The 18,977-nt window shown below is 70.6% G+C and carries 20 protein-coding genes; 9 read left to right on the forward strand and 11 right to left on the reverse strand.

The annotated features are described in order from the left end of the window. The first annotated feature begins 30 nt into the window (after positions 1-30). On the forward strand, positions 31-870 hold the full coding sequence (locus HNP44_RS08930) for a LysR family transcriptional regulator (RefSeq protein WP_259140109.1): 840 nt from the start codon (positions 31-33) through the stop codon (positions 868-870). Here the strand turns inward: HNP44_RS08930 and HNP44_RS08935 are convergent. Both HNP44_RS08935 and HNP44_RS08940 read right to left on the reverse strand, forming a co-directional pair. Then, the gene (locus tag HNP44_RS08935) at positions 867-2,015 is read right to left on the reverse strand and encodes an acyl-CoA dehydrogenase family protein (RefSeq protein ID WP_259140108.1); all 1,149 of its coding nucleotides are present in this window, start codon (positions 2,013-2,015) and stop codon (positions 867-869) included. The genes HNP44_RS08930 and HNP44_RS08935 overlap by 4 nt on opposite strands. Next, complete coding sequence (locus tag HNP44_RS08940; protein WP_259140107.1) at positions 2,016-3,248, reverse strand: acyl-CoA dehydrogenase family protein; 1,233 nt, start codon at positions 3,246-3,248, stop codon at positions 2,016-2,018. Positions 3,249-3,299: 51 nt separating this feature from the next. On the opposite strand from HNP44_RS08940, the gene HNP44_RS08945 reads away from it, so the two are divergent. Continuing rightward, positions 3,300-3,878: a QsdR family transcriptional regulator gene (locus HNP44_RS08945; RefSeq protein WP_259140106.1), complete on the forward strand. Its 579-nt coding sequence runs from the start codon at positions 3,300-3,302 to the stop codon at positions 3,876-3,878. On the opposite strand, the gene HNP44_RS08950 is transcribed toward HNP44_RS08945, so the two are convergent. The 5 genes from HNP44_RS08950 to HNP44_RS08970 all read right to left on the reverse strand — a co-directional run bounded on the left by HNP44_RS08950 (position 3,875) and on the right by HNP44_RS08970 (position 8,427). Next, entirely contained in the window at positions 3,875-4,525 is a 651-nt protein-coding gene (locus HNP44_RS08950; protein WP_259140100.1) for a DUF1345 domain-containing protein, read from the reverse strand. The genes HNP44_RS08945 and HNP44_RS08950 overlap by 4 nt on opposite strands. Further along, positions 4,522-5,931, reverse strand: a complete 1,410-nt coding sequence (gene hflX / locus HNP44_RS08955) for a GTPase HflX (protein ID WP_259140095.1) — start codon at positions 5,929-5,931, stop codon at positions 4,522-4,524. The genes HNP44_RS08950 and hflX overlap by 4 nt, the downstream gene beginning before the upstream one ends. 73 nt (positions 5,932-6,004) lie before the next feature. Next, positions 6,005-6,853 carry a diaminopimelate epimerase gene (dapF, locus tag HNP44_RS08960; protein ID WP_259140297.1) on the reverse strand — a complete coding sequence of 283 codons (849 nt, stop codon included), beginning with the start codon at positions 6,851-6,853 and terminating at the stop codon, positions 6,005-6,007. A 30-nt stretch (positions 6,854-6,883) separates the two neighbouring features. Next, positions 6,884-7,807: a tRNA (adenosine(37)-N6)-dimethylallyltransferase MiaA gene (miaA, locus tag HNP44_RS08965; protein WP_259140094.1), complete on the reverse strand. Its 924-nt coding sequence runs from the start codon at positions 7,805-7,807 to the stop codon at positions 6,884-6,886. After that, complete coding sequence (locus HNP44_RS08970) at positions 7,804-8,427, reverse strand: hypothetical protein (protein ID WP_259140093.1); 624 nt, start codon at positions 8,425-8,427, stop codon at positions 7,804-7,806. The genes miaA and HNP44_RS08970 overlap by 4 nt, the downstream gene beginning before the upstream one ends. Positions 8,428-8,552: 125 nt before the next feature. Between HNP44_RS08970 and HNP44_RS08975 the strand changes: the two genes are divergently transcribed. Both HNP44_RS08975 and HNP44_RS08980 read left to right on the forward strand, forming a co-directional pair. Next, positions 8,553-9,938, forward strand: coding sequence for a DUF349 domain-containing protein (locus HNP44_RS08975; RefSeq protein WP_259140088.1), 1,386 nt, complete (start codon positions 8,553-8,555; stop codon positions 9,936-9,938). A gap of 69 nt (positions 9,939-10,007) precedes the next feature. After that, complete coding sequence (locus tag HNP44_RS08980) at positions 10,008-10,778, forward strand: AAA family ATPase (RefSeq protein ID WP_259140086.1); 771 nt, start codon at positions 10,008-10,010, stop codon at positions 10,776-10,778. A gap of 3 nt (positions 10,779-10,781) precedes the next feature. Here the strand turns inward: HNP44_RS08980 and HNP44_RS08985 are convergent, their stop codons facing one another. After that, positions 10,782-11,408: an Rv2732c family membrane protein gene (locus HNP44_RS08985; RefSeq protein ID WP_259140084.1), complete on the reverse strand. Its 627-nt coding sequence runs from the start codon at positions 11,406-11,408 to the stop codon at positions 10,782-10,784. A 58-nt stretch (positions 11,409-11,466) separates the two neighbouring features. Beyond that, on the reverse strand, positions 11,467-12,987 hold the full coding sequence (miaB, locus tag HNP44_RS08990) for a tRNA (N6-isopentenyl adenosine(37)-C2)-methylthiotransferase MiaB (RefSeq protein ID WP_259140294.1): 1,521 nt from the start codon (positions 12,985-12,987) through the stop codon (positions 11,467-11,469). Positions 12,988-13,171: 184 nt separating this feature from the next. On the opposite strand from miaB, the gene gluA reads away from it, so the two are divergent. From gluA to HNP44_RS09015, 5 genes are read left to right on the forward strand one after another with little or no spacing between them, the layout of a single operon-like run. Then, positions 13,172-13,900, forward strand: coding sequence for a glutamate ABC transporter ATP-binding protein GluA (gene gluA, locus HNP44_RS08995; RefSeq protein WP_224651669.1), 729 nt, complete (start codon positions 13,172-13,174; stop codon positions 13,898-13,900). After that, positions 13,900-15,099, forward strand: coding sequence for a transporter substrate-binding domain-containing protein (locus HNP44_RS09000; protein ID WP_259140083.1), 1,200 nt, complete (start codon positions 13,900-13,902; stop codon positions 15,097-15,099). The genes gluA and HNP44_RS09000 overlap by 1 nt, the downstream gene beginning before the upstream one ends. Before the next feature lie 2 nt (positions 15,100-15,101). Beyond that, entirely contained in the window at positions 15,102-15,776 is a 675-nt protein-coding gene (locus tag HNP44_RS09005; protein ID WP_259140081.1) for an amino acid ABC transporter permease, read from the forward strand. After that, the gene (locus tag HNP44_RS09010; protein WP_259140079.1) at positions 15,773-16,720 is read left to right on the forward strand and encodes an amino acid ABC transporter permease; all 948 of its coding nucleotides are present in this window, start codon (positions 15,773-15,775) and stop codon (positions 16,718-16,720) included. The genes HNP44_RS09005 and HNP44_RS09010 overlap by 4 nt, the downstream gene beginning before the upstream one ends. A gap of 5 nt (positions 16,721-16,725) precedes the next feature. Continuing rightward, the gene (locus HNP44_RS09015) at positions 16,726-17,688 is read left to right on the forward strand and encodes a glutamate ABC transporter substrate-binding protein (protein ID WP_259140076.1); all 963 of its coding nucleotides are present in this window, start codon (positions 16,726-16,728) and stop codon (positions 17,686-17,688) included. 3 nt (positions 17,689-17,691) lie between these two features. On the opposite strand, the gene HNP44_RS09020 is transcribed toward HNP44_RS09015, so the two are convergent. Beyond that, complete coding sequence (locus HNP44_RS09020; protein ID WP_224651645.1) at positions 17,692-18,066, reverse strand: VOC family protein; 375 nt, start codon at positions 18,064-18,066, stop codon at positions 17,692-17,694. Between the two features lie 297 nt (positions 18,067-18,363). Beyond that, positions 18,364-18,972 carry a regulatory protein RecX gene (locus HNP44_RS09025; RefSeq protein WP_259140073.1) on the reverse strand — a complete coding sequence of 203 codons (609 nt, stop codon included), beginning with the start codon at positions 18,970-18,972 and terminating at the stop codon, positions 18,364-18,366. Between the last annotated feature and the right edge of the window lie 5 nt (positions 18,973-18,977).

The following is an 18,977-nucleotide window of genomic DNA, read 5'->3' on the forward strand; positions in this document are numbered from 1 at the left end:
ATCGCGATCGATCGGCTCTATCGTTCAGTTATGCCGGACCCGATCCTGGACATCGTCCCACTGCGCAGCGTGGTGGCTATCGCCCGCTGCGGCGGAGTCCACCGCGCCGCGGAAACGCTGCACCTCACGCAGTCGACCGTCAGCGCGCACCTGCGCAGGCTCGAGAAGTCGACGGGCAGCATCATCGTCGAGAAGGCGGGCCGGGGAATCCGGTTCACCGATCACGGCAACCGGCTCCTCGGGCACGCCCAGACGATCCTCGACGCGCACGACGCCGCCGTCCACGCGCTCGCTTCCCCCACGACCCGCACGCTATCGGTCGCCGCGACCGAGCACGGCGCCGATCGCCTCATCCCCGAGCTCAGCCGCGGCTTCGGCGCTCTCCCGGGAGGATGGGCCGCCCAGTTCCGGTTCGATCGCAGCGCGCAGATCGCGGGTGCCGTCGACCGCGGACTCGCCGACGTGGCGGTCTTCCTCGCCGCCGGCGATCACCCGGACGCGGTCGGCCCCATCGACCTGCGGTGGTACGCCGCCCGGGAGTGGGAACGCCCAGCCGACACGGTGCCCGTCCTCCTGTTCGACGACCCGTGCGTCCTGCGCGCGCCCGCGGCGGACGCGCTCGCGCGCAACGGGATCGCCTACACGATCGCCGCCGAGGCCGCGAATCTCGCGGGCCTGTACTCCGCGGCCCGCAGCGGCCTTGGAGTCACACTGCTCCCCGCCATCGACGCGACCGATGGCCTGGTCACCGTCGACACGATGCCGCACCTGCCGCCGATCGCGCTCGCGGTCACCGTCGGGCCGCGCGTCCCAGCGGCCGTCCGCGCCGCCGTCCTCCACGCTGCCGCGTCGCTGACCAGTCCCCGCTAGCCCGCGCTCGCCTCCGCGTACCGGTGCAGGTGGTCGGTCGCGGAACCGAACTCGGTCTCGATCGCGGTGAGCCGCTTGAAGCAGTGCCCGATCGCCAGCTCCTCCGTCATGCCCATGCCGCCGTGCAGCTGGACCGCGTTCTGCCCGACGAACCGCGCAGCACGGGCGATGGTGATCTTCGCCGCCGAGACGGCGCGACGCCGAACCTGCGGCTCTGCGTCGAGGTTGAGCACCGCGAGATAGCTCGCCGCGACGGACTGTTCGAGCTCGAGCGACATGTCCACCATGCGGTGCTGCAGCGCTTGGAAGGAGCCGATCGGGACGCCGAACTGACGCCGCTGCTTGGCGTAGGCCACCGTGTCCGCCACCACGCGGCGCATGATCCCGACCGCCTCGCAGCAGACCGCTGCGGCACCGTCGTCGAGGGCGCGTTCGATGACGTCCCAGGCCCGACCCTCGGCGCCGAGCCGCGCGGATGCGGGCACGCGGAGATCGGCGAACACCAGATCGCCCGTGTGGTGATCGTCGATCGTGCGGAAGTACTGCGCGCTCACCCCGGCGGGCGGGGCCTGCGGGTCGAAATCCAGCAGGAAGAGCGAGAGCCCGTCTCGGTCGAGCCGCTCCCCGGCGGTGCGGGCGGCGACGATCAGGTGCGTCGCGACGGGCAGGTCCGCGACCACGATCTTCGCCCCGGACAACACGTACTCGTCACCGTCGCGCGCGGCCATCGTCTGGACGTCCCAGGACTCGCGCCCGGACTCGGGTTCGGTGAGCGCGAAAGCGATCCGCGCTCCGCCGTCCGCGATCGCGGACAACACCGCGTCGGCGGCCGCGCCGCCCGCTCCGCCGAGCAGGGCGGCGCCCACGACGGCGGTGCCGACGTAGGGCTCGACGACGAGCGCGCCGCCGAGTTCTTCGGCGATCACCATCATCTCCTCGGGTCCGCCGCCCAGGCCGCCCACGGACTCGGGCAGGGTCGCGGCGAGGATGCCCAGCTCGGAGGCGAAGGCCTGCCAGACGGCCGGCTGCCAGCGCGCAGCGGACCTCGCGGCGCTGCGCGATTCCACCAGCGGGTACCGGCCCGCGAGATAGGACCGCACGGCGTCGCGCAGCATCGTCTGTTCGTCGGTGAGTGTGAAGTCCATCTACAGCCCCAATGCCGCTTTCGCCAGGATGTTCCGTTGGATCTCGTTGGAGCCCGCGTAGATCGAGCCCGCACGATCGTTGAAGTAGCGCAGCGGCGCAACGGCCTGCCACAGGTCTCCGCTGTGCGCGCCGTCGGCCGGCGGCAGGTACTCGACCACCGGGCCGCCGGGCCGCGTGACGTGCGGCTGATAGAGCCGGCCGCGGGGGCCGGCGCTGAAGTGGATGAACTCGGTGATCGCCTGGCTCAGCTCCGTGCCCAGGATCTTGAGCATCGATGACGCGGTGCCCGGGTTGCCGCCCGCGGCGAGCACGGCGAGCGAGCGGTGTTCGAGGATCTCCAGGACGTCGACGCGGGCGCGCAGCTCCGCCAGTCCGAGCCGGAAGTCGTCGTCCTCGGACAACGGCCGGCCGCCGCGGCCGGGCACCGTCGTCGCCTCCTCGGCGAGCCGGTCGAGCGAGACCTGCATCCAGGGTGCCGCGGCGCCGCCGCCGCGCTCGAACTCCAGGAGGTACTTGGCGACCGTCCAGCCCTCGTCGATCTTCCCCAGCACGTTGGCCTTCGGCACCCGGACCTTGTCGAAGAAGACCACGTTCTGCACCTCCTCGCCGGAGGCCATGACGAGCGGCTGGATCTCGATGCCGGGCACCGTCATGTCGAGCAGCAGGAAGGTGATGCCCTGCTGCTTGCGCTCCTGCTTCGAGGTGCGCACCAGGGCGAACATCCAGTTCGCCTCGCGGGCGTGCGTGGTCCAGATCTTGGATCCGGTGAGCACGAGGTCGTCGCCGTCGGACTCCGCGCGCATCGCCAGCGAGGCGAGGTCCGAACCGGATTCGGGCTCGGAGTAGCCCTGGCAGAAGAAGACCGACTCGTCGAGGATGCCCGGGAGGAAGAACTTCTTCTGCTCCTCGGTCCCGAACTTCACGATGGCGTGCGCCACCATCCGGATCCCCATCGGCGACAGGAAGGGTGCGCCGGCCAGCACGGATTCCCGCGAGAAGATGTAGTGCTGCGCGACCGACCAGTCGCAGCCGCCCCATTCGACCGGCCACGCCGGCGCCGCCCAGCCCCGTTCATGCAGGATCGCCTGCCACGCGAGGCTCGCCTCGTGATCGGAGTAGACGCTGGTCGCCAGCCTTCCGGCCGCCCGCAGATCGTCGGTGAGGTGCGTGTCGAGGAACTCCCGCACCTCGTCGCGGAAGGCCTCTTCCTCCGCCGTGAACGTCACATCCATCCGGGTCTTCCCCTCGTTGACACCCTCGCGCTGGCGAGACAAAATAGAAGTATGTCTCATCCGGAGCGTCCTGACAACCAGGTGGAGGTGATCCACCGCGCCGCGCAGTGGTTCCGCGAGGGCCGCCGGGTGGACCTGGGGCAGCTCGCGAAGGCGAGCGGGATCGGCCGGGCCACGCTGTACCGGTGGTTCGAGGGCCGCGACCAGGTGGTGGGCGAGGCGATCTGGCTCGGCATCGCGCAGGCGATCGCACGGGTCGAGGCCGACGAGCCGGTCCGCGACCGCGCGGCCTTCCTCCGCTCGTTCGGGCGGCTCGCGCACGAGGTGCGCGACTATCCCCCGCTCGCCGGATTCGCCACGGACGAACCGGAGTTCGCGATGCGGGTTCTGCAGTCGGGCGGCAGCGTGGTGCAGGCGCGGCTGATCGAGTGGGTCGCGGGCTGGCTGGCCGACATCGCCGTCCCGACCTCCGACGCCGCCCGCGGCGTATCTCGGGCGGACCTCGCCTATGCGATCGTCCGGCTCGCGGAGTCGTTCCTGTGGTCCGACATGATCATCGGTACACCGTCCCAGCCGGACAAGGCTGCGGCCGTCGTTGAGCTGCTCCTCGACGGCGCGGGTCGGACCTAGCCAGAGACGATGCCGACGACGAGGTTGATCGCCGTCGCGAGGATGACGGTGCCGAAGGCGTACGACAGCAGACAGTGCCGCAGCACCACGCTGCGGAGCTCCCGGGTGGACACCGAGTTGTCGGAGACCTGATAGGTCATGCCGAGGTTGTAGCTGAAGTAGAAGAAGTCGCGGTAGGCGGGCGGGACGTCTGTCCCCCAGTCGATACCACCCGGCTCGTCGCCCTCGTCGCCGTAGTAGAGCGCGGCGTACTGCGTGGCGTAGGTCAGGTGCAGCGAGGCCCACACGGCGAAAGCGGCGAGCAGCGCGCCCGCCGCTGCCACGTTCCGCGCGTCGGTGCGGCCCGCGAGCAGCAGGATCACGATCGCCGCGAGGCCGCTGATCGCGATCACCCCCACCACGAGCTCGGCGACCCGGGGCCGGAAGTTCTCGCGGCGCACCGTCGCCCGGGTGGCGGCGTCGTCCAGCGGCCACAACACGAACCACCCGACGGCGGCGAAGACCGCGGCCGCCGCGCCGATGCCGAGCAGCGCGCCCAGCGAGAAGCCCAGCGGGACGCCGACGGCCACCGTCGTGGCGGCGCCGACGGCGAGGGCGAGCGCGGCGCGCGCGGACGCCGAGGGCGGCAGGCCGCGGGTCTCGCTCACGACGCCGGGTACTGCGCCAGGGCTCCGGCGAGGGACCCGGGGACCCGGGCGACGATCCGCGTACCGTCGGCCTCGTGCTCGGCGCTGACGACGGTGCCCTCGGCGTGGATCCGCGCGACGAGGTCGCCGCGGTCGTAGGGCAGGAGGGTGCTGACCTCGACGTCGCCGGCGGTGATGAGCTGCGTCATCCGCTCGAGCAGCTCGTCGATGCCCTCGCGCGAGTGCGCCGAGACGAAGACCGCCTCGGGCAGCGCGACGCGCAGTTGGGCCAGCACGACCGGATCTGCCGCGTCGATCTTGTTGACCACGAGCAACTCCCGCGGCAGCGACGCCTCCCGCTCCCCCGCGACGTCGCGCAGCACCTGCCGGACGGCGTCGATCTGGCGCTGCGGCATCACGTCGCTGCCGTCGACGACGTGCAGGAGCAGGTCGGCGTCGACGACCTCCTCGAGCGTCGACCGGAAGGCCTCGACGAGCTGGGTGGGCAGGTGCCGCACGAAGCCGACGGTGTCGGTGAAGACGACATCGCGGCCGTCCGTCAGCACGCCCTGCCGGGTGGTCGGGTCGAGGGTGGCGAACAGCGCGTTCTGCACCAGCACGCCAGCGTCGGTAAGCGCGTTCAGCAGGCTCGACTTGCCGGCGTTGGTGTACCCGGCGATCGCCACGGCGGGCACGCCCGAGCGGCGGCGCGCGCCGCGCTTGGTGTCCCGGGCCTGCTTCATGCCCTTGATCTCGCGGCGCAGCTTCGCCATCCGCTCGCGGATCCGGCGACGGTCGGTCTCGATCTTCGTCTCACCCGGACCGCGGAGACCCACTCCGCCGTTGCTGCCCGCGCGACCACCGGCCTGCCGGGACAGCGCCTCACCCCAGCCGCGCAGACGGGGCAGCATGTACTCCATCTGCGCGAGGCTGACCTGCGCCTTGCCCTCACGGGACGTCGCGTGCTGGGCGAAGATGTCGAGGATCAGGGCGGTGCGGTCGATGACCTTGACCTTCACCACCTTCTCCAGGGCGTTGAGCTGGGCGGGCGTGAGCTCGCCGTCGCAGATCACCGTGTCGGCGCCGGTCGCGAGGACGACCTCGCGGAGCTTGTGCGCCTTGCCGGAACCGATGTACGTGGCGGGGTCGGGCCGGTCGCGACGCTGGATCAGTCCCTCGAGGACCGCGGAGCCCGCGGTCTCGGCCAGGGCCTTGAGCTCGGCGAGCGAGGCATCGGCCTGCGCCGCGGAACCGGACGTCCACACGCCCACGAGCACGACCTGCTCGAGGCGCAACTGGCGGTATTCGACCTCGGTGACGTCATCGAGCTCGGTCGAGAGGCCGACGACGCGACGGAGCGACGAGCGCTCCTGCAACTGGAGTTCGCCGACGGTCGGGGCCGGCTCCCAGGTATCCATGTCTGTCATATGCCTCCAGTGTGGCACGTCGGGACATGGGAGGTCACGCGGGTTTTCCCAGGGCTGAACGCGGCGGTCCGCGCTAGAGGCGCGCGGTGCCGGACGCCACGAGCCGGCTCGGGCCGCGGAGCACGGCACCGTCGACCTCGACGGTGACGGTGACGACCCCGCCCGGTACGTGCACGTCGACCGCGCCGGTCTCGAGGCCCGCGGCGCGCAGGGCCGCGACCGCGGCGGCGACGGTGCCGGTGCCGCAGGACCGGGTCTCCCCCGAGCCGCGCTCGTGCACGCGCATGTGCACGGCACCGTCGGCCAGCGGGGTGATGACCTCCACGTTGGTGCCGTGCGGGAACAGCCCGTGATCGAAGGTGGGCGCGCTCGCGACGTCGAGGGCGAGCAGGTCCTGTTCGGTGAGGCCCGGCACGACGCAGGCGAGATGCGGGTTGCCCACGTCGACGGCGATCCCGGCGAGGTCGCGCCCGTCGACCCCGGCGGACGAGGCGCCGAAGACGCGGGGCTCGCCCATCGAGACGGAGACCTCGGCGGTCTCGGGATCGGCGTGGTGCACGCGCACCGGCTTGCCGCCGGCCCGGGAACCGACGGTGAACTCGTCCCCCGCGACCAGCGCGTTCGCGGCGAGGAAGTGGGCGAAGACGCGGACGCCGTTGCCGCACATCTCGGCGATCGAGCCGTCGGAGTTGCGGTAGTCCATGAACCAGTCCTCGCGGGCCACGCCGGCGGGCAGCGCGTCGAGGACGCCCGCGTCCAGCAGCTCACCCGCGCGGGCGGCGCGGAGCACGCCGTCGCCGCCGATGCCGGCGCGGCGGTCGCAGAGGACGGCGACGAGCTCGGGCGTGAGGTCGATGTCGACGCCCGGGTCCGGCAGGATCACGAAGTCGTTCTCCGTGCCGTGGCCCTTGAGGAAGTCCACTGCGGTCATGGGAACCAGTCTACGGGCGCGTCATGGCCGCCAGGGCGGGGCGCCGTGCGCGGCGAGCGCTGCATCGAGCAGGTCCGGCGCCGCGGCGTCGAGCCAGACGACGCGGGGATCGCGCCGGAACCACGACCGCTGGCGGCGGACGTACCGCCGCGTGCCGATGAAGGTCAGTTCGCGCGCCTGCTCGAGGTCGTACTCGCCGTCGAGCGCGGCGAGTACCTGGGCGTAGCCGATCGCGCGGGACGCGGTGACGCCCTCCCGCAGGCCCCGCTCCTCGAGGGCCCGGACCTCGTCGACGAGACCGCCGTCGAACATGCGCCGGGTGCGCAGGTCGATCCGGGCGTCGAGTTCCTCCGTGTCGCGGTCGAGGGCGACGATCGCGGTGTCCCAGCGCGCCGGGCCGATCTCGGGCGCGGACGCGGCGAAGGGCTCGCCCGTGATGGTCACGACCTCGAGGGCGCGGACGATCCGGCGGCCGTCGGTGGTGAGGATCTTCGCCCCGGCCGCGGGATCGAGGGCCGTGAGCTCGCGGTGCAGGGCGAGCGGGCCGATCTCGGCGAGCCGGTCCTCGAACCGTGCGCGCACCTCGGGGTCGGTCGCGGGGAAGCTCCACTCGTCGAGCAGGGCCTGGAAGTACATCATCGAGCCGCCGACGATGACCGGGGTGCGGCCCGCGGCGAGCAGCGCTTCGGCGTCCGCGCGGGCGCGTTCCTGGTACGCGGCGACGGTGGCGGTCTCGGTCACCTCCAGCACGTCGAGCTGATGGTGCGGGATCCCGCGCCGCTCCTCGACGGGCAGCTTGGCGGTGCCGATGTCCATGCCCCGGTACATCTGCATGGCGTCGATGTTGATGATCTCGCCGTCCAGCCGTTCGGCGAGGTCGAGCGCGAGATCCGACTTCCCCGTGGCGGTGGGTCCGACGACGGCGATCGGGCGAGGCGCCGTCACCCCGCACCACCGGTGGCGACGAGATAGCCGACGCCGAACGGGGCGTCGCGGTAGAGCACGTCGACGGGTCCGCCCGCGCAGGCCGCGGCGGCGGCGCGCCAGCCCTCGTCGAGCCCGTCGATGGGGCCGCCCGCACGGACGGCGGCGACCTGGGCATCGAAGACGGCCTCGTCCTCGGGTCGATGACCGCCGGGCGCGCGAGCGGTGAGGGTGTTCGGGCCGTCGAGCACGAAGAGCACGCCCTCCGCGTCGCCGTCGTCGACGATCCGGGCCGACGGTGCCGCGCGCCCCCGGAGCCAGGCCGCGAGCAGCAGCGGGAGCGGCCACGTCGGGCTCGGGGGCAGGTCGTTCGACGGTGCGCCCGGCCCCGTCGTGACGATGACATCGGCACCGAACCCGGCGAAGGTTCCCGCGGAGGCCGCGTCGCCCCTGGTCACGGGCGCGGATGCGACGACACGCCAGGTGCGGGCGCGGGCGCCGAGCCACGCGCCGGCGGCGAGCACGGCCGCGCGCACCCGGTCGGCATCCGGGTCGCCGGGGGCGCCCACCAGCTCGGGAACGAGCAGCGGAGCGCCAGGGATCAGGGCCACGGGCCGGTGGCCGCTCTGGGACGGGTGCACGAGAAGAACGCTAATCGATCGCGCCAGGGCGCCCGCGGAGTGCTTCAATGGATCCGGGCCCGCGCACTGTGCGGGTCCATGACGACCGGCAGCCGTGACGCGCGGCGCAGACGAAGGGGAGCCCCGTGGCCGAGAACGAACCGATCGCCGAGACCACCCCGATCGAGAACGCGGCTCCCAAGCCGACGCCGGGCGCCCGGCCCGGCCCCAAGCCGCATCCCGGCCCCCGCCCCGGCGGTCCGCGCCCCCACGCCCCCGCCGCTGCGCAGGCCGCGCCGCGCACGCGCCCGGCGTCCGATCCGACCAAGCACGGCCGGGTCGACGAGGACGGCACCGTCTACGTCGTGACCTCGGGCGGCGAGCGCGCCGTCGGTTCGTGGCAGGCCGGCGAGTCCGCGGAGGGCCTCGCGCACTTCGGCCGCAAGTACGACGAGCTCGCCACCGAGGTGGAGGTGCTCGAGGAACGCCTGGCCAGCGGCACCGGCGACCCGAAGAAGATCCGCACCGCGGCCCAGCAGGTCGCGGACACGCTTCCTACCGCGGCCGTCGTGGGCGATCTTGACGGCCTCGCCGCCCGTGTCGGTGCGCTCCTCACAGGCGCCGACACCGCCATCGTCACCGCGCATGCCGACCGCGAGAAGAGCCGGTCCGAGGGCATCGCCCGCAAGGAGGCGCTGGCCGCGGAGGCCGAGCAGATCGCCGCCGAGGCCACCCAGTGGAAGACCGCGGGCGACCGGATGCGCACCCTGCTCGACGAGTGGAAGACGATCAAGGGCGTCGACCGTAAGACCGACGACGCGCTGTGGAAGCGCTACTCCAAGGCCCGCGACGCCTTCAATAAGCGACGCGGCGCGCACTTCGCCGAGCTCGATCGCGAGCGTGCCGGTGCGAAGGCGCGCAAGGAGGAGCTGATCGCCGAGGCGGAGAAGCTCAAGAACGACACCTCGTGGGGCGAGACCTCGGCGAAGTTCCGCGACCTGCTCTCGAAGTGGAAGGCGGCCGGCCGCGCGCCGCGCGACACCGACGACGCGCTGTGGGCCCGGTTCAAGGGCATCCAGGACGAGTTCTTCTCGGCACGCAACGCCGCCGCCGACGAGCGGGACGCGGAGTTCTCCGAGAACGGCAAGGCCAAGCAGGCGCTGCTCGACGAGTACACGCCGCGCATCGAGTCGGCGCAGGGTCTCCCCGCCCAGAAGGCCGCACTGCGCGAGCTGCAGGACAAGTGGGAGGGGATCGGCAAGGTCCCGCGCGAGCAGATGGGTTCCCTCGAGGCCGGGATCCGCGCGCTCGAGAAGAAGATCAAGGCCGCGGACGACACCCAGTGGCGCCGCAGCGACCCCGAGGCCGCGGCTCGCGCCGCGCAGTTCCGGGACCGCGTCGCGCAGTTCGAGGAGCAGGCCGAGAAGGCGGAGAGCGCCGGCAAGACCAAGGACGCCGTGCGGCTGCGCGAGCAGGCGCAGCAGTGGCGCGAGTGGGCCGATGCCGCGGAGGGCGCGGTCGAGAACCGCTAGAGCGCGGTGTTCGTCGAGGGCGTCCGAGTCGGGGGGTCGGGCCGCGGGCTCCCGCGGTGGGTGCGGGAGGTGCCTGCCCTGCGGCCGCTGATCGACGGGGCCCGCGTTCCGCTGACGGCGGCGGTGACCTTCGTCGTCGGCGAGAACGGCTCGGGCAAGTCGACGTTCGTGGAGGCCATCGCCGAACAGTTCGGGCTCGATGCCCGAGGCGGGCGCGCCGCGGTCCTCGGCGGCAACCTCGATACCGAGAAGACCCCACTCGGCGAGGCACTCCTCCTCGACCTCACGCACCGTGGCCTCGCGATGCGGCGTGGCCCCAGGACGAGCCGGCACGGCTTCTTCCTCCGCGCCGAGACAGTTTTGGAGATGAACGCGCGGTACAGCGGGAAGCCCGGCTATTGGGACGACGTCGACGTCCTCAGCCACGGCGAGGGCTTCTTCAGCATCTTCGAGACGATGCTCACCGCGCCCGGCTTCTACGTCTTCGACGAGCCGGAGTCGGCGCTGTCCTTCCACTCGTGCCTGCGGCTCGTCGCGCTGTTCGGCCAGCTGCGCGACAGCGGCTCGCAGATCATCTGCGCCACCCACTCACCGGTCCTGACGGCGCTGCCCGGCGCGCAGGTCATCGAGATGACACCCGCGGGCCCGACCCCCACCCCGTGGCGCGACCTCGAACTGGTCCGGCACTGGCAACGCTTCCTGGAGCATCCCGAGACCTACCTCGGCGAATTGGTCACGCGCACCGTCGAACGGGCTACCGAGCCCGAACGCACCGTCTCGGTCGAGGACGAGCGGGAACTGATCCGGCGCCTCCGCGAACGGATCTACCGCGAGGACTGAACGTCAGTTCTCGTCGGTGGGGCGCTGCGGGCGCGGCGGCTGCTGGCCGATGCGGTTCGACCGGGCGAACTCGTCCCACTGGGAGGCGGCGTCGCGGCGCTCCTGCTCGGCGGCGAGCTGGAACGGCGTGCGGGCCCAGATCGTCTTGATCCACACGATCGCGAGCACGATCATCGCGAGCCAGCCCAGGTAGAGGCCGATCCCGGCGCCTGTGGGCGGCTCGCCGTGCAGCCCGGTGGTCTGCCGCGACCACACCGACAGGAGGCCGAAGACGATCGCGACGCCGCAGCCGGCACCCGCGATCACGGACAGCACCCAGCGGCGGGTCAGCAGCGCAGCGCCGGAGGCGAAGACGCCGAACAGCACCTCGAGCCAGACGAAGATCTTCGAGACGATCACCAGCGAGCTGCCCTCGATGTGCGGGTCGCCGGTGATGATCTCGATGCCGGTCACCGACCCGGTGTGCGGCAACGCGAGCGAGCCGATCACCACGACCACGGCGATCGCGGCCACCAGGATCCGCGGGCTGACCTGGAACTCGCCGGCGAGCTTGCGCTCGACGGACTCGACCTGCGTCCGCAGGCTCTCCAGCTCTTCGGCGCTCCGGGGGTTCTCGCTGTCGGCGTTCATGGAGTCCATTGTCCACCCCGCACCGGGCGTTGTCTCCTACAGGTCGTCGTAGAGGCGATCAGCAGGTCGAGCACCCCGTCGGCGCAGGTGCGGCGGTGGGCGCCGGGCGGCCGACCGGCGGCAGTCCGAGCCCCACGCCGACGGGCGCCGTGACGGGGGTGATGGAGGCCTCCACGTTATCGCCCGCGCGGGTGCGGCGGTGACTGAGCACGCCGCCGTCCGCGACCAGGTGGTGGGGAGCCGCGCCCGTGATCTCGACCTCGACGACATCGCCGGGCCGGATGCCCTCGTCGCCGGCGAAGTGCACGAGCCGGCCGTCGCGGGCGCGCCCGGACATGCGCTTGGTCTCGGCGTCCTTGCGGCCCTCGCCGAGCGCGACCAGTAGCTCGACCCGCCGGCCGACCTGCTTCCGATTCTCCTCGAGCGTGATCCGCTCCTGCAGGGCGATGAGCCGGTCGTAGCGCTCCTGCACGACCTTCTTCGGCAGCTGGTCGGGCAGGTCCGCGGCAGGAGTACCGGGGCGAATCGAGTACTGGAAGGTGAAGGCGGAGCTGAACCGGGCCTTCTCGACCACGTCGAGGGTGGCCTGGAAGTCCTCCTCGGTCTCCCCCGGGAAGCCGACGATGATGTCGGTGGTGATCGCGGCGTGCGGGATCCGCTCGCGGACGCGGTCGAGGATGCCGAGGAACTTGGTGCTGCGGTAGCTGCGGCGCATCTCCTTGAGCACGCGGTCCGAGCCGGACTGCAGGGGCATGTGCAGCTGGGGGCAGATGTTCGGGGTCTCCGCCATGGCGTCGATGACGTCGTCGGTGAACTCGGCCGGGTGCGGGCTGGTGAACCGGACCCGCTCGAGGCCCTCGATGCGGCCGCAGGCGCGCAGCAGGTCGGCGAAGGCGCCCCGGTCGCGCGGCAGCTCGGGGTCCGCGAAGTTCACGCCGTAGGCGTTGACGTTCTGGCCGAGCAGCGTGACCTCGGAGACGCCCTGGTCGACGAGGGCCTGGACCTCGGCGAGGATGTCGCCGGGGCGGCGGTCGACCTCCTTGCCGCGGAGGCTCGGCACGATGCAGAACGTGCAGGTGTTGTTGCAGCCGACCGAGATGGAGACCCACCCGGCGTAGGCGCTCTCGCGGCGGGCGGGCAGCGTCGACGGGAAGGCGTCCAGCGCCTCCTTGATCTCGACCTCGGCCTTCTCGTTGTGCCGCGCCCGCTCGAGCAGGGTGGGCAGGGAGCCGATGTTGTGGGTGCCGAAGACCACGTCGACCCACGGGGCCTTCTTGACGACGGTGCCGCGGTCCTTCTGGGCGAGGCAGCCGCCGACGGCGATCTGCATGCCGGGCCGCTCCCGCTTGATCGGCGCGAGGTGGCTGAGGTTGCCGTACAGCTTGTTGTCGGCGTTCTCCCGGACCGCGCAGGTGTTGAAGACCACGAGGTCGGCCTGTTCGCCGCCGTCCGCACGCACGTAGCCGGCGTCCTCGAGCAGGCCCGAGAGCCGCTCGGAATCGTGCACGTTCATCTGGCAGCCGTACGTTCTGACCTGATACGTCCGGGCGCCGGTGGTGCTGGTGGAGGCTGATTCGATCACTTCACCAGGGTATCCGGCGAGTGCAAATCGCCCGGTCCGAGCGCGTCGAACGGTCTCGGAGGCGCACTGTCGGAAATTCGCGGCACCAATACTGCGGACTTTACGCGGACGAAACCTGATCAATCATAGGGTCGACTCCATGACTACACCCGCAGCGACCGGGCCCACCGGCGCGGTCCCCATGATCGAGATCGAGTCCGTCGACAAACACTTCGGCGCACTCCACGTGCTCAAGGACATCAACCTCACCGTGCCGAAGGGACAGGTCGTGGTGATGCTGGGCCCATCGGGCTCGGGCAAGTCCACGCTGTGCCGCACGATCAACCGGCTCGAGCCGATCGACTCCGGGACCATCAAGATCGACGGTGCCGTGCTCCCGTCGGAGGGCAAGGGCCTGGCGAACCTCCGCGCCGAGGTCGGCATGGTGTTCCAGTCGTTCAACCTGTTCGCGCACAAGACGATCCTCGACAACGTGACGCTCGGCCCGATGAAGGTCCGCAAGCAGAACAAGGCCGACGCCGAGAAGCGCGCACTGGAGCTCCTCGACCGGGTGGGCATCGTCGCGCAGAAGGACAAGTACCCCGCGCAGCTTTCGGGCGGACAGCAGCAGCGCGTGGCGATCGCCCGAGCGCTCGCGATGGGCCCCAAGGTGATGCTGTTCGACGAGCCGACCTCGGCGCTCGACCCGGAGATGGTCAACGAGGTGCTCGACGTGATGGTGGGTCTCGCCAAGGAGGGCATGACGATGGTGTGCGTGACCCACGAGATGGGCTTCGCACGCAAGGCCGCCGACCGTATCCTGTTCCTCGCGGATGGCCAGATCGTCGAGGACACCGAGCCGGAGTCCTTCTTCACCGCACCGAAGTCGGACCGCGCGAAGGACTTCCTCGGCAAGATCCTGGGGCACTGATGACACACCCACAGAGCACCCGGCCCCGTCGGTGGCGAGGCACGATCGCGGCCGTCGCCGCCGCCCTCGTGGCCGTTCCCGTCCTGTCGGCGTGCGGCACGGACACCCCGCGCAGCCTCCTCGACTCCATCAAGAACGGCGACGTCGTCCTCGGCACCAAGTACGACCAGCCCGGCCTCGCGAACCGTAACCCGGACAAGTCGCACAGCGGATCCGATGTGGACGTGTCCGAGTTCGTCATCAAGCAGGTGGCCAAGAACAACGGCTGGGCCGAACCGAAGATCACCTGGAAGGAGACTCCGTCTCCCCTGCGCGAGCGGATGATCGAGAACGGCGAGGTCGACATGATCGCCGCCACGTACTCGATCAGCGCCGCCCGCACCAAGAAGGTCGACTTCGCGGGCCCGTACCTCACCACCTACCAGGCACTCCTGGTGAGCAAGAAGACCGCGGATCCGATCAAGAGCCTCGAGGACCTCAACTCCGGCCGCAAGCTGTGTTCTGTGTCGGGCTCGACCTCGGCGATCAACGTCAAGGCCGCACTACCGAACGTCCAGCTGCAGCAGTACGACGGCTACGCCTCGTGCGTCGAGGGCGTCCGGCGCGGCGTGCTGGATGCGCTCACCACCGACGCGACGATCCTCGCCGGCTTCCAGGCCAAGTACCCGGGCGAGTTCGACATCGTGCCGATGACCTACCCGAAGGACGTGACCCTGACGAGCAGCACCGGGACCAAGACCGAGAAGAAGAAGGGCGACCAGTTCTCCACCGAGCGGTACGGCATCGGCATCCGCAAGGGTGACGCCGATGCGCTCCGCGAGGTGAACAAGGCGCTGCGCCAGATGATCCTCGGAGAGCAGGGCACCGCCACCTACGACGTGGAGGCCGTTCCGGCGGTGCCGTCCTGTGTGGTCCCGGCCGCGGTCGTCTCCACCTTCACCGGTCTCACCTACGCCAATCCCGACAACGCGCTGTTCCAGGCGCTCCGGAAGAACCTCGGCGAGTACGCGAACACCATGATCGAGCAGGGGCGCCCCGTCGACGGCGGTAAGCCCAAGTCCGTCCTCGTCGCCGTCCCCGGCGACCAGACGTGGCTGCTTCCCGACAAGGACGGCAACGTGAAGGTCACGGTGAACGGCCAGTCCATGACGCTGCCGAAGGCCGATCCGCGGGCGCAATGCACGAAGGCAGGTGTCTGAACATGTGGGAAGACCTCGGGCCACAGCTGTGGCCGGCGTTCTGGGTGACGATCAAGCTGACCTTCTGGTCGGCGATCGGCGCCACCATCTGGGGCACGATTCTCGCGGGCATGCGGGTGTCCCCCGTCCCCGCGATGCGGGTGTTCGGCACCTGGTACGTCAACATCGTGCGCAACACGCCGCTCACGCTCATCATCCTGTTCCTCTCTCTCGGCCTGTACCAGAACATGGCGCTCGCGCTGGTGCCGAACGACGCGAACTTCACCGAGAACAACAACTTCTGGCTCGCGGTCATCGGCTTCGTCGTCTACACGGCGACGTTCGTGTGCGAGACGCTGCGATCCGGCTTCAACACCGTCCCGCTGGGACAGGCCGAGGCGGCGCGCTCGCTGGGCCTGAACTTCATCCAGGTGTTCCGGCTGATCGTGCTGCCGCAGGCCGGCCGCGCGGTGATCGCCCCGATGGGCAGCGTGCTCATCGCGCTGACCAAGAACACCACGATCGCCTCGATCATCGGTGTCGGCGAGGCCGCGTTGCTGATGAAGGAACAACTCGAACTGCACAGTGATCAGCTGATCCTGATCTTCGTCATCTTCGCGGCGGCGTTCATGGTGATCACACTCTCCGAGGGAGCCGTCTTCGGCTACTTCGCCAAGCGACTGGCGGTGAAGCGATGAGCGCCAAGGCCACATCGACCGTTCTCTACGACGCGCCGGGCCCGAAGGCCCGCGTGCGCAACAACATCATCGCGGTGGCCTTCATCGTGGTGATCGTCGGCCTGTTCGCCTGGGTGATCACGGCCTTCGCCGCGAACGGACAGTTCGATCGGGAGAAGCTCGAGCCCTTCGTCGACACGAACTATTGGGGGACGTACATCCTCCCGGGCCTGTGGGGCACGTTCAAGGCCGCGCTCGCCTCGATCATCCTCGCAATGATCATGGGGGCCTTCCTCGGCATCGGACGCCTCTCGGATCACCGTTCGGTCCGCTGGGCCACGGGCGCCATCGTCGAGTTCTTCCGCGCCATCCCGGTGCTGATCCTGATCTACTTCTTGTACATCGTTTTCGGCGTCTACAAGGTGTTCACGTCGGACTACATCGCCTTCTTCGCGGTGGTGTTCGGCCTGACCCTGTACAACGGCTCGGTGATCGCGGAGATCCTGCGGTCGGGCATCAACTCCCTGCCGAGCGGCCAGTTCGAGGCGGCCAAAGCACTCGGGCTGCGGAAGTCGCAGACCATGCGGCTGATCCTGCTGCCGCAGGCCGTCGCCGCGATGCTTCCGGCGCTGATCTCGCAGATGGTCATCGCGCTCAAGGACAGCGCGCTCGGCTACCAGATCGGCTACATCGAAGTGGTGAAGTCCGGCATCCAAGCGGGCAACGAGTGGGGCAACGTGATCCCCTCGCTGATCATGGTGGCGATCATCATGATCCTCATCAACTTCGGGCTCTCGGCGCTCGCATCGAACATCGAGAAGAACCTCCGCGAGGGCCGCAAGAAGAAGCTGATCGTGGACGCGCCGCACGCGCTTCCCGAACCCGGGCTCATGTCCAAGGAGGTCATGGAGACCACTCACCCGGACCCGAAGCACAAGGATCTACGGCAGGACTACGGCGACTGACGGCCATGCCCTCCCGACCCCGCGCGAGCGCGGCCCTGGCACTGATCACGGTGCTCATGGCCGCGCTCTGCGCGTGTTCGGGGCCGTCGCCGCGGAGCCTGCTGCGCTCGATCGACGACGGCGCCGTCCTCCTCGGCGTGAAGGCCGACCAGCCCGGCCTGGGGCTGCGGAGCGGTGACGGGAAGTACTCGGGCTTCGACATCGACGTCGCCCGGTACGTCGTGCGGGCAGTGGCCGCCGCCCGCGGGAAGGCCGAACCGAGGGTCACGTGGCGCGAGAGCCCGACCTCGCAACGCGAGCAACTGATCGACAACGGGGAGGTGGACGCGATCGTCGCGTCGTACTCGATCGATGCCGCCCGCGCCTCCGCAGTGACCTTCGCCGGGCCGTACCTCACGACCCGGCAGGGGCTGCTCGTCCGGCGCGACGAGGCGGCCGTCGGCACTGTTTCTGATCTCGGGCGCGACCGGACACTGTGCTCGGTGACGGGCTCGACGTCCGCGCGCACCGTCGCTGCCCTGCTCCCCGGCGTGCGGCTCCTGGAGTACGACACCTATTCGGCGTGCGCGGATGCGTTGGCGCGCCGCGCCGTCGACGCGGTGACCACCGACGAGGTGATCCTCGCCGGCTTCGCCGCGCAGCGTCCGGACGCCTTCCGCCTCGTCGACATGGCGCTGCCGAAGGACACCTGTGTCGACGGCCGGCTCCGCTCCGCGGGCGCCCCCTTCTCTGTAGAGCGGTACGGCATCGGTCTGGCGCACGGCGACGGCGCCGCCCGCGACGCCGTCAACGCCGCGCTGCGGCAGATGCTCGAATCCGGCGAGTGGGAGCGCTCGCTGCGGCGGGCCGTCGGCGACGAGGAGGCCGGGCGGACCGTCGAACGGGACGGCGGCAGCGACCGGCTCGCCCCCGGCATCGGGGACCTCAGATTCCTCACCGCGACGAGCGCGCCGTGTGCGGCCCGCTGACCGTCACAGGTACGGGCTGGTGAGCAGTTCGATGCCGTGCCCCGCCGGATCGCGGACGTAGACGCCGCGGCCGCCGTGCCCGTGATTGATCCGGCCGGGCTCCTTCCAGAACGGGTCGGCGGCGAAATCCATTCCGCGGTCGACGAGAAGCGCATGGGCGCGGTCGAAGTGCTCGTCGTCGACGAGGAAGGCGTAGTGCTGCGGCTGGATCTCGATCGGCGGCGCCGCGATCTGCAGCAGGACGCCGTCCTCGATCTCGAGGTTGGTGAACGGCCCCCAGGACTCGGCGGGGCGGGCCTCGAGGTAGTCGCGGTAGAACGCCGCGGATTCGTCACTGTTCGTGGCGAAGATGATGGTGTGGTTGAAACGTGCGGGCAAGGGGATCTCCTTCGGGGTTCGGAATCGGGTTCGTGCGTTGACCGATTCCGAGCGGCGGAGACCGCGCCGTCAACCGTTCGCCGGATCACCCATCTGTGCGTGGCCCGAGGCCGTTCCGGCAGTCATGCCGAGCACGATACCCGGTGACCGGCTTGCCTGATAGGTCTCGCACGGGAGCGCGCACAGCGAAGCCCCCGGAGTGTTCTCCGGGGGCTCCACTTCGCTGGGGATCCACTCCCCTGGTTCTCGACGCGCCTCCGCGTGGGCGGCACGGGCGCAGGTGCCGGCGCGCCGTGGCTACTCGTGTGCGGCGTCGGCCTTCTCGCGGACCGCGTCGAGCACGACGGACAGCGCCAACGACGGGTGGTAACCGCGGCGACCGAGCATGCCGACGAGGCGCTGCGTCAACTTGTCCCGCTCGACCCGATCCTCCGGGACCTCGACGCGGGCGAGCTTACGCTCCACCAGCTCCGAGGCGCGCTCCCGCTCGTCCTCGCGGCTGACGGTGTCGAGCGCGGCCGACGCCTCCTCCTCGCCGACGCCCTTCGTCCGCAGCTCCTGCGCCAGGGCGCGGCGTCCTCGGCCGGAGAATTGGTGGCGGGACTGGACCCAGCGCTGCGCGAATGCGGCGTCGTCGATGAGGCCGGCGTCGACGAACTTGTCGAGCATCCGCTCGGTGAGTTCCTCGTCGAAGCCGCGGCGGGCGAGCTTGTTCCGCAGTTCGGACCGCGAGTGATCGCGCATCGCGAGGGCGCGGTAGATCAGGTCCCGGGCCAGCGCCTCTCGCTGGGCCGGGTCCTGCTCCTTCTGCTGCGATTCACCGGCGGCCGGGTCGTCGCCGCCCCGCGACCGGCGCCCACGGCGCCGACCTCGCGAGACGACCTCGTCGTCGGCGTAGTCCGACATCGCGG

Source organism: Tsukamurella ocularis (assembly GCF_024807615.1).
GTDB lineage: Bacteria > Actinomycetota > Actinomycetes > Mycobacteriales > Mycobacteriaceae > Tsukamurella > Tsukamurella ocularis.

Coding starts and splice junctions, on each gene's coding strand:
- HNP44_RS08930 (WP_259140109.1), top strand. CDS start 31: ATGCCGGACCCGATCCTGGACATCGTCCCACTGCGCAGCGTGGTGGCT.
- HNP44_RS08935 (WP_259140108.1), bottom strand. CDS start 2,015: ATGGACTTCACACTCACCGACGAACAGACGATGCTGCGCGACGCCGTG.
- HNP44_RS08940 (WP_259140107.1), bottom strand. CDS start 3,248: ATGGATGTGACGTTCACGGCGGAGGAAGAGGCCTTCCGCGACGAGGTG.
- HNP44_RS08945 (WP_259140106.1), top strand. CDS start 3,300: ATGTCTCATCCGGAGCGTCCTGACAACCAGGTGGAGGTGATCCACCGC.
- hflX (WP_259140095.1), bottom strand. CDS start 5,931: ATGACAGACATGGATACCTGGGAGCCGGCCCCGACCGTCGGCGAACTC.
- HNP44_RS08985 (WP_259140084.1), bottom strand. CDS start 11,408: ATGAACGCCGACAGCGAGAACCCCCGGAGCGCCGAAGAGCTGGAGAGC.
- gluA (WP_224651669.1), top strand. CDS start 13,172: ATGATCGAGATCGAGTCCGTCGACAAACACTTCGGCGCACTCCACGTG.
- HNP44_RS09000 (WP_259140083.1), top strand. CDS start 13,900: ATGACACACCCACAGAGCACCCGGCCCCGTCGGTGGCGAGGCACGATC.
- HNP44_RS09005 (WP_259140081.1), top strand. CDS start 15,102: ATGTGGGAAGACCTCGGGCCACAGCTGTGGCCGGCGTTCTGGGTGACG.
- HNP44_RS09010 (WP_259140079.1), top strand. CDS start 15,773: ATGAGCGCCAAGGCCACATCGACCGTTCTCTACGACGCGCCGGGCCCG.
- HNP44_RS09015 (WP_259140076.1), top strand. CDS start 16,726: ATGCCCTCCCGACCCCGCGCGAGCGCGGCCCTGGCACTGATCACGGTG.
- HNP44_RS09025 (WP_259140073.1), bottom strand. CDS start 18,972: ATGTCGGACTACGCCGACGACGAGGTCGTCTCGCGAGGTCGGCGCCGT.